Below are 13,343 nucleotides of genomic sequence, written 5' to 3'. Positions count from 1 at the left end.
CTAAAAAAAAATAATTTGTCTATAACATTTGCATAAAAAATCGCAAATTTGCTTTTTCTTATGCAATGTTAAGTCGATTCTAGCTTGATCTTATTCACTTCTTTGGTGAGGAAAGCCACCAAGTGATTTTAAGTGATTGACCATATAACAGAATAATTCTGTGGTGCGTTCGGTATCATAAAGTGCGGAATGCGCTTGTTTGCCATCAAATGGGATTTTGGCGACTTGGCAAGCTTTCACTAACACTGTTTGCCCAAGCATAAATCCACTTAAAGTTGCTGTATCAAACATTCCAAAAGGGTGGAATGGATTGCGTTTTACCCCAGTGCGTTCAGCAGCAGCCATAATAAAACTTTGATCGAATACGGCATTATGCGCCACGATAATTGAGCGTTGGCAATCTGCATCTTTTTGACCTTTGCGAACCATTCTAAATAATTCAGTGATGGCGTGAGTTTCACTTACCGCCCCCCGCAATGGATTATGAATATCAATACCGTTAAATTGCAATGATTCGGGATTGATATTAGCGCCTTCAAAGGGTTCAATATGAAAGTGGCATTTTTGATCAGGCTGGAGGAGGCCGTTGTCGTCCATTTTTACGGTGATCGCAGCTAGTTCTAATAATGCATCAGTCTTTGCATTAAATCCCGCCGTTTCAACATCAATAATTACAGGAAAATAACCACGAAAGCGATTTTTTAATAAATTAGGATTGTTTGAGTCGTTTGGGCTGCTTGTTTGAAGTTCTGTCACATTTTTATCCTATTTCGAAACAAATAGCGTGGACAACGCCACGCTATTTAAAATTTTTTGAAAATTGACCGCACTTTTTAATTGCCAAGTCCTGATTGTGCGTGTTTATTTTCAATAAATTCAATTTTATAGCCATCAGGGTCTTCAACAAATGCAATAACCGTTTTACCGCCTTTTACTGGACCTGGCTCACGTGTTATTTTGCCACCCGCTTTGCGAACTGTTTCACAGGTAGTATAAATATCATCTACACCAATGGCGATATGGCCATATGCGGTACCTAATTCATATTCGGTGATGCCCCAATTATAGGTTAATTCTAATACAGAGGCTTTGTCTTCATCATCGTAACCTAAGAAAGCAAGTGTATATTTATATTCTTCATTTTCGCTTGTACGTAATAAACGCATACCTAACACGTCTTGATAGAACTTTATTGAGCGAGTTAAATCAGTGACACGTAACATAGTATGTAGAATTCGCATAAGTGACTCCTAGGGTTACAGTGAATGAGTTAAAATATATGTAAAGTATTTGTCAGAATCGATTGAGATTATGCCATAATCAATGCGAAAAATCATCAATTTATCAAGAGGAAGGAAAACATATGCAAAAAAATACATTGTTTAATTTATCTTGGCAGGGGTATTTGACACTGTTAGTTGCATTGCTAAGCGCTGGTTTTTTTGCAAGTGGTGTTATTACTTGGATCGCAGCGAATTGGGATTATTTTTCTAAATTTCAAAAACTTTATGGTGTACACTCACTATTTTTAATTACTATTGTCTTAAATTTGTTTTTTTATTACCGAGAATCTAAGTTCCACAATGATACTTCATTTCTATCTTTGATTTTTTCTTTCTTGTCACTGGTTTTTCTTGGTGGATTATTTGCACTAATTGGGCAAACGTACCAAACGGGGGCTGATGTTTGGGAGCTGTTTGCTATTTGGTCAGCTTGTCAAATTCCATTTTTGATTTTATTCCCGAATATCGGTAGCGCATTACTATTTGCCACCACAGCCAATACAACATTAGTGTTGAGTGAACATATGAATGGGGAAATACTAGACCTATTGTTAATTGGATTAAATCTCATTTTATTAGTGCTATATGAGTTTTTTGGTGCAAATTTAAAAGATCTTAGCTGGCGAGTACTACCAAAGCTGCTTTTAATCAGTTTAGTGTCTGTGTTTATTTGGCTCGTGTTGGATTATGCTATTCTCTCTTGGTTTATTTGTGCAGGCTTAATTTACTATTATAAAGAACGTCGATTTGATTTTCTTAATTTGGTTATTCTATTTACTTACCTCGTCATTAGTATCAATACTAGATTTTTATGGGAATTAGGAGATGTTTCGGGACTTTTCTTAGTAACAGTAAGCGCCTTTGCATCAACGATTGGTGGGATAATGATTTTAACTAAGTGGTTTAAAAAGCATAATCCGTCAGCCAAAAAAATAACATGGCATATTTACCCACTCTTTATTTTTTTAATGTTGTTCTGTACTGTGCTATTTTTAGCAATGGTTGTATTTGCATTTGAAATACTCGACAACAAACACGATTTCATTTACCTCAGTTTATTTATACTAGCCATTGCGGCGATAATGCATTTCAGCTCAAAAGACAGAAATGATTTATTTGAAATTGCTATTGATATTCTAAGTGCAGTTGGGATTATCATTTATTTTGTTTTCTTTTTATTTGAATTTTATTTAACCACTTATTTCCTACTGATGTTAGTGCTTTATGCTATTTTTTATTTCTTACGACCATCAGTTTGGCTACGTTTTTTAATTAGTGTTTTATTCCTTATCGGGATGTTGTTTTACATTCGATATTTTGAAGGGATTGTATATATCGAAGAACAATATCTCCCAACTCAGCTTCTATTTTCTACACCACTTTGGATGATGTTATTTGGCTTAGGTTTATATTATTACTGTGTAGTACGTACGGAAAATGTGCTAAGCCATTTGTTGTTACCTGCTGTTTGGGCAATGTTATTAGTAGGGCTATCGCTACCTATCATTGAAATATTCCGTTCAACGATGATGTTTGAACCTGTTCCAGAATTGCCGAAAATCGATGGTTTGGGGGATTGGTTTAATGTGATTACTATGCAATTTTTTACGGAGTTTAATCAGGAAAATTGGTTATTGAAAATCCTGACATTGCTCCTTTCAATTCTGCCAATAATTTTCTTTATTTTGTTAAGTCAGCGTTTTGAACTCAATAAAACCACTCAAGTGTTGTTATTTGTAGTGATTGGCTTATTGTGTTTAGGTTTTATTTCAGCAAATGCTACATTAAGCTGCTTTGCCTTATTGTTATTAGCTTATTTGAGTGCCAGTCGTATTTTGTTTGCGGTGGCGACTTTGGGCATCATTGTCAATCTAGCTGCATATTATTATTGGCTCGGTGTGCCATTGTTACATAAAGCTTTTTTATTAATGCTCCTTGGTGTTATTTGGGGAGTGTTTATCTTTATTTTGTTACGTCAACGTCAAGATAATGAGCTGAATACCGTTGAAAGTGCGGTACAAAATAGAAAAGTTTTCCTTGTGAAAATTACCTTAACCTCCATCGTAGCACTTGCAATCAGCTTCGCTGCACAAAATAAAGTGCACACTTATGAAGATGTATTAAACACTGGTGAGCCAATTATTTTAAAAACTGCACCACTTGATCCTCGTTCATTAATGCAAGGTGATTATATGACCTTGAATTATGAAATTTTGGGTGATGTTTCCAATGAGATAGAGTTATTTCAAACAGAAAATACGGAAGATAGTGAAATATCAGGAATATTAGATGAGAAAAAATATTTTATCTATGCATTACTTAAACGTGATGAATTGGGGGTATCCACTTTATGCCGTTTAGAAATAGATAAACCAACGAATTTTGATGGTTGCACGCCAAATATTTATTTGCCAATTAAGGTTTCGCATTGGTGGCCTGGTTTACCAAGCCAAGATTATTTCTTTGCAGAAGGCAAAGGGGAGTATTTTGCGCAAGCAGAATATGCAGAATATCGATTCAAAAATGGTACTGCCTTATTGTACCGTTTATTGGATAAAAATCTCAAAGTACTATAAGAAGAACAAGATAAATAAAATGGCACGGATATTTATCTGTGCCATTTTTGTATTTTTAATTACGGATTAGCAAGCTTGTTTACCGAATTCATCTTTGCGTAAGATTTGGCGAACGCTTTCATCAAATTGTGCTAATACTTTATCTGCATCTTGTGGATCTTTACCTTTCGCATCTAAGTAGAATTTGATTTTCGGCTCTGTACCTGATGGACGAGCGATTAAGCGGCTGCCATTTTCAAGTACGAAAACTAAAATATCACTTTGGCGATCCGTTTTAGTGTGATCTAAGAATTGAGCTACTTTAAAACCACCAATTTCGCTTGGTGGATTGTTGCGAAGTGCGGTCATTAATTTACCGATTTCAGATAAATCATCAACGCGAATTGAGATTTGTCCACTCACATATGCACCGAATTCTTTAGTAAATTCATCTGCGTAATCTGCTAATGTTTTACCTTGTTTTTTCAAGTTACGTACCAAATCTAAGAACACTATTGCAGCAGAGATACCATCTTTATCACGCACTTTGTCTGGGTCAACTAAGTAGCCTAATGCCTCTTCAAAACCGAATAATAAACCATCAACTTTACCAATATATTTGAATCCTGTTAATGTTTCTTCTGATTCAAAACCATATTTTTTTGCAATTTCAGCCAGTGCCGGTGAAGATACTAGCGAGCAAGCTAACACACCTTTTTGACCTTGTGCGTGGTATTGTTTTGCTAGGTACCAACCTAAGAAGCAACCAACCACATTACCGTGCAAGCCTTTCCAATTGCCTTCTGTGTCTGGCACTGCAACGGCTAAACGGTCAGCATCTGGGTCATTTGCAATGATAAATTCTGCATTTTTCTCTTTTGCTAATTTAATTGCTAAGTCTAATGCACCTTTTTCTTCAGGGTTAGGGAAATTTACCGTTGGGAATGTGCCGTCAGGCCATACTTGTTCTGCTACTACGCTTGGTTGCGGTAAACCTGCTTTTGCTAAAGTTTTACTTAATACTTCGTAGCCCACACCGTGCATTGCAGTATATACGTAGTTAATATCTGTTTGTGGTTCTTTCGCAAGTGATGCTGTTTTTGCAATGTATGCATCAACCACTTCGTCATTTAATACAACAAAATCTTGACTACGTGGTAAATTTTTAATTGAACCAGCAGCAACTTTATCAATTAGTTTCGCAATATCTTGGTCTGCTGGTGAAACAATTTGACCACCGCCATTTGCTTTACCTAAATAAACTTTATAACCATTGTCTTCCGGTGGGTTATGGCTTGCAGTAACCATTACACCAGCGGTAGTATCAAAATATTTAATTGCGTATGCAAGTACTGGAGTCGGCAATTTACGTGGTAATAAATAAGCTTTGATACCTGCACCAGCCATAATTTCTGCAGTATCACGTGCAAATACATCTGAATTTTTACGACCGTCATAACCAATTACGATAGAAGGTTCTTTGTCGTAGCCTTTTAAATACTCTGCTAAACCACCAGCTGCTTGAGCAACAAGCACTCGATTCATCCCCATAGATCCTGCTTGTAAACGACCGCGTAAACCGGCGGTACCAAACTGTAAACGACCATCAAAACGACCAGTTAATTCTGCTTGTGCTTTTTCATCACCAGACTGAGCTGCTGAAATTAGTTGCTCTAATTCTGCACGAGTTTCAGCATCAGGGTCTTGTGCTAGCCAGTTTTGAGCGAGAGTGAAAATAGTCATAAATTCTCCTTAATTTTTAATAAAATTATGCCGCGTGTAATACTGTTAGACTAGCTCAAAAATGGAAGAATGAAAATGACTAAACTCAAATTATTTGAGCTTAGTCACTTTGTAAACGATTGCTTTTAAGATTTGTTTTGAATATGAAAGGATTGAATGGTTTTATCTGATTATAAAATCAGTGCAGCTCCCCATTTTATGATGTCGAAGAAAAACTTATTTTGACCTGTTGCTACACCGTCAGGATTTGATTTGTCTTTGTTCTGATTTTCTTCCGCCATTCCGCTTTTATATTGCCCTTTGACAACTGCAAGATCGTCACGTGCTTGCTTACGTAAAATCTCACACTGCTCTTCTTTTAATGGTGAAACCTCTTTTGTTTTAAAGCGTTTATATTGATGCGTAGCATAACCCATTGATTTTTCATCAGATTGGATCATTTTGACATATTCATCACCAATAATCTCTTCTAAAGGATAAAAGAACACATATTGTGAATGAATGTAGGCATCTTCTTTTGAAAAATGTTCACGTTGAATACGAGTGAGATTTGGATAAATACATTGCTCTACTTGCACACTCGCCACAGCCCAACGTTGAGCATCTTTGTCTAGCAATTCATAGTCTAAATTGGCAAATTCTGCCGGAAATGTGTTTGGTTTTTCCGTTGATAAACAGCCACTCAAAAAAAGAAAGATGGCGGTAACAAAGAATTTCTTTAACATAACAAACCTTGTTTAAATTATAAAAAAATCGGCTCGGATTCTAACAATAATGAGAACTTTTAGAAAGCGTATCCTCGTTTAAAAACACAAAAGTGCGGTCATTTTTTGCAAAGTTTTGAATTGAAAGTTAGGCTTTAAGGTTGGTTAAAGCCCGTATTCGTTTTATTCAATTTTTAAACATTGTTGGTGATGGGAAATTAACGTTGAACGGTGACCAACACTAATCATTGTCATTTGTGGTAACTCTTGTTTCAGTAGGCGATACATTGCGTCTTCTAAACCTTCGTCCATACTGGCTGTAGCTTCATCTAAATAAGCTACAATGGGTTTATGAATTAAAATGCGTGCGAAAGACAGACGCTGTTGTTCGCCTAATGACAGCACACGTGTCCAATCATTTTCTTGCTCTAGTTTATCTGAGAGGTGACCTAACTGCACTTTTTGTAAAATTTCTGCCGCACTTTGGCTGTCAATGTTGTTTGGTGCAAGATCAGGGTAGTAGAGCGCATCAATCAAGCGGCCTTGTGGTAAATAAGGTCTTTGTGATAAGAATAGTGTATTTCTTTGTGGGCAAATAATTTTACCGTTTGCATATGTCCACAATCCAGCTATTGCACGCAATAAAGTCGTCTTTCCTGCGCCTGAATTACCTTGAATGAGTAATGAGCTACCCGCTGGCAGATGTAAATCTAAATCTTTGATTAAAGTTTTACCATCTGGTGTATTGACAGTTAATTTGTTAAAACGAATATCTGTTTGACTGTCTTCAATTTGCAAATTTGATAGCTTATTAGCTTCTTGTACTGCAGTATGGAAGCCGGTCAAGCGGTTTAAAACAGCACGATATGCTGTAAATTCATCATAGGAATTACGGAAAAACGAAAGAGCAGATTGTACTCGCCCGAAAGCATCACTGGTTTGAATTAAATCCCCCAAGCTGATTTGGTTATTAAAATAACGCACTGATTGAATGATAAATGGAAACACTACTGATACTTGAGAGACAATTAAGTTAAAGCCTGAGAGTTTTAACGTGCGGAATACAATTCCCCATAAGTTATCAATTACCTTACTAAATTGTTTTAACAATAGATTTTTTTCCATTTTTTCGCCACGATAAAACGCAATACTTTCGGCATATTCTTTAAGACGAATTAGCGAATAACGATAATTCGCATTTAAGCGTTCGTTATCAAAGTTTAATTTGATAAGTGGGCGTCCTAATTTGAAGGCAAAAATACTGGTAATCAGTACATAAATAAAGACTAAAAATACCATTGCGTGTGGAATTTCTACATTAGCAATAGTCATTGGTCCAGATAAATTCCATAAGATCATGGTGAAGGCGAAGATAGATACCACGGAAGAAATTAGCCCTGTTGCAAAGTCTAAAGAAGTTGAAATAAAAGCATTAATATCTTGTTGAATACGTTGATCTGGGTTATCTAATTGGTAGCTAAGATATTGTGTCTTATAATAGGCTTGCTTGTCCGTCCATTTTGTGAGCATTTCTTCATTTAACCAAGTGCGCCAGTGAATGACAAAACGTTTGCTTAGATAATAGCTTAATAAGGCATTACTCACACTGATTGTCGCAATAGCAGAAAATACAGCCATTTGTTGCCAGAATGCGTCGATATTCATATCTTGTAATGCTTTATACATAGCGTTGTACCAGTTTGAAAACAGAATACCCATTCGCACTGAAAGTAAGTTAAAGAAGACAATAATGGTAAAATTAATAAGAGGGGAAAGGCTACGTTTCGGATTTAAATAATCTTTGGCTAATAAATAAAATTGATGTGCCCATCGAGTTGTTTTTGATAGCAGATAAAGTGTTAATGGGAAGACCACTGAGGTAATCGCCAGCGTTTTAAATATCCAAAAAAATGAATCCGATAATTCCTGTAGCCAGTTCATATTTATTCCGTAAAAAATTGTTAAAAAATAAGCCAATATTCTTAAAGATTTTTACAACTGAGGCAAGAAAAATGTGATTGAGATTAAAATTTTAGTATTTCTTCAAGTTTTTCATTTTTTAGATTGTTATAATCCATTTTAGTTAATTTTATTAAATTTTAAATTGATGTAGAGGTAAATTATGAGTGACATTGCGATCACGATTAGCCTCCTTGCACTTGTTGCTGTCATTGGATTGTGGATAGGACATTGGAAGATTAGAGGCGTGGGGTTAGGCATCGGTGGGGTGCTATTTGGTGGTATTATTGTTGCCCACTTTATCAAGCAATATACCAGCCTTGAACTAGACCAACATACACTGCACTTTATTCAGGAATTTGGTCTCATTTTATTTGTTTATACTATTGGTATTCAGGTTGGTCCGGGCTTTTTTGCTTCTCTTAGAGAATCCGGTTTAAAACTCAATGGATTGGCCGCTCTTATTGTCATATTAGGTTCTTTGACTGTAGTAGGCATCTATATGTTGGTTGATGTACCACTTGATATTATTTTAGGTATCTATTCTGGTGCTGTTACCAACACGCCTTCTCTTGGTGCAGGTCAGCAAATTCTCGCTGAGTTAGGTTTATCACATACTACGTCTAATATGGGGATGGCGTATGCGATGGCTTATCCATTTGGTATTTGTGGCATTTTATTAACAATGTGGTTAGTGCGTTTATTCTTCAAAGTCAAAATTGATGAAGAAGCTCAAAACTTTAATAAAGAAAGTGGACAAGACAAAGAAAGCCTTACTTCAATGAATATTAAAGTAACTAACAAAAATTTAGATGGCTTGCGTTTAGTGGATATTCCGGGGTTTGATGCGAAGAAAGATGTGGTTTGTACTCGCTTAAAACGTGAAGAAAATATTAGTGTGCCACAAGCGGATACTGTGATTAAGTTTGGCGACTTATTGCATTTAGTGGGTGATATTCCAGCGTTACGCAAAATGAAATTAGTGCTTGGTGAAGAAGTTGATGTCCCGTTAGCAAGCTTTACTGGTGACTTACGTTCGGAGCGTATTGTTGTGACTAATGAAAAAGTATTGGGTAAACGTATTCGTTCTTTAGGCATTCACCAAAAATATGGCGTTGTGATTTCACGTTTAAACCGTGCAGGTGTGGAACTTGTTCCAACTGCTAACACCACATTACAGTTTGGGGACGTTTTACACGTTGTTGGCCGCAGTGAAGTGTTAAACCAAGCGGTATCTATCATTGGTAATGCACAACAAAAATTACAGCAAGTTCAAATGTTACCTGTTTTTATAGGGATTGGTTTAGGGGTTTTATTGGGTTCAATTCCTTTCCATATTCCTGGTTTCCCTGTCGCCTTGAAATTAGGCTTAGCTGGCGGACCATTAGTGGTTGCGTTAATTTTGGCGCGTATCGGTAGTATCGGTAAACTTTATTGGTTTATGCCACCAAGTGCGAACCTTGCATTGCGTGAAATAGGTATTGTATTGTTCCTTGCAGTTGTAGGGTTAAAGTCTGGTGGAAATTTCGTACATACTCTTACTGAAGGTAATGGCTTAGAATGGATGGGATTCGGTATATTGATTACATTTATTCCATTAATTGTGACAAGTATCATTGCGCGCATATATGCAAAAATGAACTACTTAACATTATGTGGTTTGTTAGCTGGTTCAATGACAGATCCTCCAGCTCTTGCATTTGCAAATGCAATTAAAGAAGACAGTGGTGCTGCAGCATTATCTTATGCAACAGTATATCCATTAGTGATGTTCTTAAGGATTATTTCACCGCAGTTACTTGCGATATTACTGTGGACCTTTATGGCCTAGTAAATACCAGAAAGAAAAAAGGTCTAGTATTTCTACTAGACCTTTATTTTATTCAGCTTCAGACTCTGTTTGAATATCTTTACGCCAAGTAGTGCCGTTTGCACCGTCTTCTAGTACTACCTTCATTTTGCTGAGTTGCTCCCGTGCTGCATCGGCAGTTGCCCAGTCTTTTGCTGCACGTGCTTCATTACGCTGTTTAATCAATGATTCAATGAGTTTCACTTCTTCATCATCTAAACCTGATTGTAAAAACTCTTCAGGATCTTGATAGAGTAAGCCTAAAATATCTGCTAATTCACGTAAACGTGCAGCAAGACTATTGGCTTTTTCCATATCTTCATTTTTTAATTTATTAACTTCGCGTGCAATTTCAAAGAGTACTGAAACAGCATTTGGGGTATTGAAGTCATCATTCATCGCTTCTTTGAATGCATTAATGTAATTTTCTCCACCACAAGCTATCGCACTTTTGTCTGTACCACGTAATGCAGTGTATAAACGTTCTAGTGCAGTATGTGCTAAATTAAGGTTTTCTTCACTATAATTGAGTGGACTACGGTAATGTGCATTCAATAAGAAGTAACGTACGCTTTCTGCATCATAAATATTTAACACATCACGCAGAGTAAAGAAGTTGCCAAGGGATTTTGACATTTTTTCTCTATCCACCATAATCATTCCAGAATGCATCCAATAATTGACATACTGATTACCGTGAGCACAGCAAGATTGCGCAATTTCGTTCTCGTGGTGTGGGAACATTAAATCAGAACCTCCACCATGGATATCGAAATGTTCACCTAATACCTTGTAATTCATTGCGGAACACTCAATATGCCAACCTGGTCGACCCGGTCCCCAAGGTGAATCCCAGCTTGGTTCTTCTGGTTTTGACATTTTCCATAATACAAAATCCATTGGATTTTTCTTAATATGAACGATTTCAACACGAGCACCTGCTTGCAGTTGCTCTAAGTTTTGGCGAGACAACTTGCCATATTCTTTAAAGCTTTCTACGTTAAACATTACATCACCATTACTCGAAACATAAGCGTGACCACGTTGAATGAGTTTTTCAACTAGTGTGATGATTTCGGCAATGTGGTGTGTTGCACGAGGCTCAACATCTGGACGTAATACATTTAACATATCAAAGTCTTTGTACATTTCAGCAACCATTCGATCAACTAACTGATCGCAAGATTCCCTATTTTTTAATGCACGTTTGATAATTTTATCGTCTACATCTGTAATATTACGCACATAAGTGAGGTCATACCCTAAATAGCGTAGGTAACGAGCAATAACATCAAAACAAACAAACGTACGACCGTGCCCAACGTGACATAAATCATAAACAGTAATGCCACAAACATACATACCTACTTTATTGGCGTGTATAGGTTTAAAAATCTCTTTTTCTCTTGTCAGTGTATTGTAAATTTTTAACATTTGGTTCGTTCTCTAATATGTTTATTGAAATGTTGTAAAACAGTCCGCACTTTTACAGCTGTTTGCAGAATTATAAACCGAAGGCTCTTTATAGCATTTATTATGCTTTTATGAAATAATTAAACCTTTAAAAAAGCGAGAGGAAAAACGAATATGATCACATTGCATACAAATTTGGGTGATATCAAAATTCAACTTAATTTTGATAAAGCACCAAACACTGCGGAAAACTTTGTAAATTACTGTAAAAGTGGGTTCTATGATAACACAATTTTCCACAGAGTGATTGATGGATTTATGATTCAAGGGGGGGGGATGGACGTAAATATGCGTGAGAAAAATACCAATGCCCCAATCCAGAATGAAGCAAACAACGGTTTAAGTAATAAACGTGGCACAATTGCAATGGCTCGTACTTCTGATCCACATTCTGCAACTGCACAATTTTTCATTAATGTGGCTGATAATACGTTCTTAGATTACCGTGCAAAAGAGATGTATGGCCGTGAAGTTGTTCAAGAATGGGGATACTGTGTATTCGGTGAAGTTGTTGAAGGTATGGACGTTGTAGATAAAATCAAAGTGGTGAAAACAGGTAATAAAGGTTTCCACCAAGATGTCCCAAAAGAAGAAATTGTGATTACTTCTGTGACTGTTGAATAAGATTATTGCCCCTCGCCTGTGAGGGGAATTTTTTAGGAAAAAAGAATGAAAATCGTAAAATTTTTGACCGCACTTGTGATGATGGGCTTTGCATTAATGGCTAATGCAAAAAATGTGATTTTGCATACTAATTATGGTGATATAAAAATTGCGTTAGAGGAAGAAAAAGCCCCTGTTTCTGTGAAGAACTTTCTTGAGTATAGCCAAAGTGGTTTTTATAATGGCACAATATTTCACCGAGTTATTCCTGGATTTATGATTCAAGGTGGTGGATTTGAATCAGGTATGAGTCAGAAGAAAACTAATGCCTCAATTAAAAATGAAGCAAATAACGGCTTAAAAAATTTACGAGGTACTGTGGCAATGGCACGTACTTCTGATCCACATTCAGCGACATCGCAATTTTTTATTAATACAGTAGATAATGGCTTTTTAGATTTTAGTTCAGAAACTCAAAAAGGTTGGGGTTATGCAGTGTTTGGTAAAGTCATTGCTGGAATGGATGTGGTCGATCGTATTAGCCAAGTGGCAACACAACGTTCAGGTTTTCATCGTGATGTACCAAAAGAAGATATTATGATTAAGTCCGTAACTGTTGAATAGGTGTATTTTATGAAAAAAGGAACTTTATTAGCTTGTGTATTGTTGGCACTCACGTCTATAAATAGCTATGCGGAAGAAAAATCTTCAATTGTTGATCGTGTTTCCACCGTTATCTCCGAAGTGGTTCAAGATGGCAAAGATGTCATCAAAGGAGTAAAAGAAGGGATTGACACAGGCCGTACAGAAGGAACGAGTATTGACGATGCTATCATTGTACGTGATAAAAAATATCAAGAATATGTGGATATTGTGATCTTTTCAATTCAGAAAACTAATGTTGGTCTTTATGAAATTGACCTTGGTTTCAAAAACAAAACAGACAAAATTATTCGTCTAGTCAATTTAAACGAAAAGAAAAACTTACAGCTACTTGATGCAGATAGTTTTGTGACGTATGCAAACTATATGGAAAATGATATTACTGTGCCAAAAAGTGCAGCAATTAAATATACACTTAAGTTCCGTGCTTATGGTTTAGTATCAGAGCCTGCAATTTTAAGATTGTATGAAACGGATATTAAGTTAAAATAATTTTTCATTGATTTGACGG

11 protein-coding genes are annotated in these 13,343 nt (G+C 36.2%); 5 read left to right on the top strand and 6 right to left on the bottom strand.

The features are described 5' to 3' along the window. Positions 1–90: 90 nt before the first annotated feature. Complete coding sequence (gene rnt, locus CKV78_RS06365; RefSeq protein WP_005763066.1) at positions 91–756, bottom strand: ribonuclease T; 666 nt, start codon at positions 754–756, stop codon at positions 91–93. A 77-nt stretch (positions 757–833) separates the two neighbouring features. After that, the gene (gene gloA / locus CKV78_RS06360) at positions 834–1,241 is read right to left on the bottom strand and encodes a lactoylglutathione lyase (RefSeq protein ID WP_032855324.1); all 408 of its coding nucleotides are present in this window, start codon (positions 1,239–1,241) and stop codon (positions 834–836) included. Positions 1,242–1,363: 122 nt separating this feature from the next. On the opposite strand from gloA, the gene CKV78_RS06355 reads away from it, so the two are divergent. Further along, positions 1,364–3,859 (top strand): GDYXXLXY domain-containing protein, encoded by a 2,496-nt coding sequence (locus tag CKV78_RS06355; RefSeq protein WP_005763063.1) that lies wholly within the window; start codon positions 1,364–1,366, stop codon positions 3,857–3,859. 66 nt (positions 3,860–3,925) lie between these two features. Here the strand turns inward: CKV78_RS06355 and CKV78_RS06350 are convergent, their stop codons facing one another. From CKV78_RS06350 to CKV78_RS06340, 3 genes are all read right to left on the bottom strand, one after another. Continuing rightward, positions 3,926–5,581: a phospho-sugar mutase gene (locus CKV78_RS06350; protein ID WP_005763061.1), complete on the bottom strand. Its 1,656-nt coding sequence runs from the start codon at positions 5,579–5,581 to the stop codon at positions 3,926–3,928. 170 nt (positions 5,582–5,751) lie between these two features. Next, complete coding sequence (locus CKV78_RS06345; protein WP_005763060.1) at positions 5,752–6,306, bottom strand: DUF5358 domain-containing protein; 555 nt, start codon at positions 6,304–6,306, stop codon at positions 5,752–5,754. Positions 6,307–6,468: 162 nt separating this feature from the next. Continuing rightward, positions 6,469–8,226, bottom strand: coding sequence for an ABC transporter ATP-binding protein/permease (locus tag CKV78_RS06340; protein ID WP_005763058.1), 1,758 nt, complete (start codon positions 8,224–8,226; stop codon positions 6,469–6,471). 181 nt (positions 8,227–8,407) lie between these two features. Here CKV78_RS06340 and CKV78_RS06335 point away from each other — a divergent pair, with 181 nt between their 5' ends. Beyond that, on the top strand, positions 8,408–10,075 hold the full coding sequence (locus CKV78_RS06335) for a putative transporter (protein WP_005763056.1): 1,668 nt from the start codon (positions 8,408–8,410) through the stop codon (positions 10,073–10,075). A gap of 48 nt (positions 10,076–10,123) precedes the next feature. On the opposite strand, the gene cysS is transcribed toward CKV78_RS06335, so the two are convergent. Next, a complete protein-coding gene (cysS, locus tag CKV78_RS06330) occupies positions 10,124–11,527 on the bottom strand; it encodes a cysteine--tRNA ligase (protein ID WP_005763055.1) in 1,404 nt (467 codons plus the stop codon). A gap of 153 nt (positions 11,528–11,680) precedes the next feature. Here cysS and CKV78_RS06325 point away from each other — a divergent pair, with 153 nt between their 5' ends. The 3 genes from CKV78_RS06325 to CKV78_RS06315 all read left to right on the top strand — a co-directional run bounded on the left by CKV78_RS06325 (position 11,681) and on the right by CKV78_RS06315 (position 13,324). Next, entirely contained in the window at positions 11,681–12,190 is a 510-nt protein-coding gene (locus CKV78_RS06325; RefSeq protein WP_005763053.1) for a peptidylprolyl isomerase, read from the top strand. A 96-nt stretch (positions 12,191–12,286) separates the two neighbouring features. Then, positions 12,287–12,793 (top strand): peptidylprolyl isomerase, encoded by a 507-nt coding sequence (locus tag CKV78_RS06320; RefSeq protein WP_032855466.1) that lies wholly within the window; start codon positions 12,287–12,289, stop codon positions 12,791–12,793. Positions 12,794–12,802: 9 nt separating this feature from the next. Then, positions 12,803–13,324, top strand: a complete 522-nt coding sequence (locus CKV78_RS06315; RefSeq protein WP_032855323.1) for a hypothetical protein — start codon at positions 12,803–12,805, stop codon at positions 13,322–13,324. Positions 13,325–13,343 lie beyond the last annotated feature (19 nt).

Origin of the sequence: Pasteurella dagmatis, from assembly GCF_900186835.1 — a bacterium.
GTDB lineage: Bacteria > Pseudomonadota > Gammaproteobacteria > Enterobacterales > Pasteurellaceae > Pasteurella > Pasteurella dagmatis.
This window is presented reverse-complemented; position numbering and strand designations above follow the sequence as displayed.

What these genes read in the sequence shown, in the direction of transcription:
- gloA (WP_032855324.1), bottom strand. Translation starts at nt 1,241, where the DNA reads ATGCGAATTCTACATACTATGTTACGTGTCACTGATTTAACTCGCTCA.
- CKV78_RS06315 (WP_032855323.1), top strand. Translation starts at nt 12,803, where the DNA reads ATGAAAAAAGGAACTTTATTAGCTTGTGTATTGTTGGCACTCACGTCT.
- cysS (WP_005763055.1), bottom strand. Translation starts at nt 11,527, where the DNA reads ATGTTAAAAATTTACAATACACTGACAAGAGAAAAAGAGATTTTTAAA.
- CKV78_RS06325 (WP_005763053.1), top strand. Translation starts at nt 11,681, where the DNA reads ATGATCACATTGCATACAAATTTGGGTGATATCAAAATTCAACTTAAT.
- CKV78_RS06335 (WP_005763056.1), top strand. Translation starts at nt 8,408, where the DNA reads ATGAGTGACATTGCGATCACGATTAGCCTCCTTGCACTTGTTGCTGTC.
- CKV78_RS06355 (WP_005763063.1), top strand. Translation starts at nt 1,364, where the DNA reads ATGCAAAAAAATACATTGTTTAATTTATCTTGGCAGGGGTATTTGACA.
- CKV78_RS06345 (WP_005763060.1), bottom strand. Translation starts at nt 6,306, where the DNA reads ATGTTAAAGAAATTCTTTGTTACCGCCATCTTTCTTTTTTTGAGTGGC.
- CKV78_RS06350 (WP_005763061.1), bottom strand. Translation starts at nt 5,581, where the DNA reads ATGACTATTTTCACTCTCGCTCAAAACTGGCTAGCACAAGACCCTGAT.
- CKV78_RS06320 (WP_032855466.1), top strand. Translation starts at nt 12,287, where the DNA reads ATGGCTAATGCAAAAAATGTGATTTTGCATACTAATTATGGTGATATA.
- CKV78_RS06340 (WP_005763058.1), bottom strand. Translation starts at nt 8,226, where the DNA reads ATGAACTGGCTACAGGAATTATCGGATTCATTTTTTTGGATATTTAAA.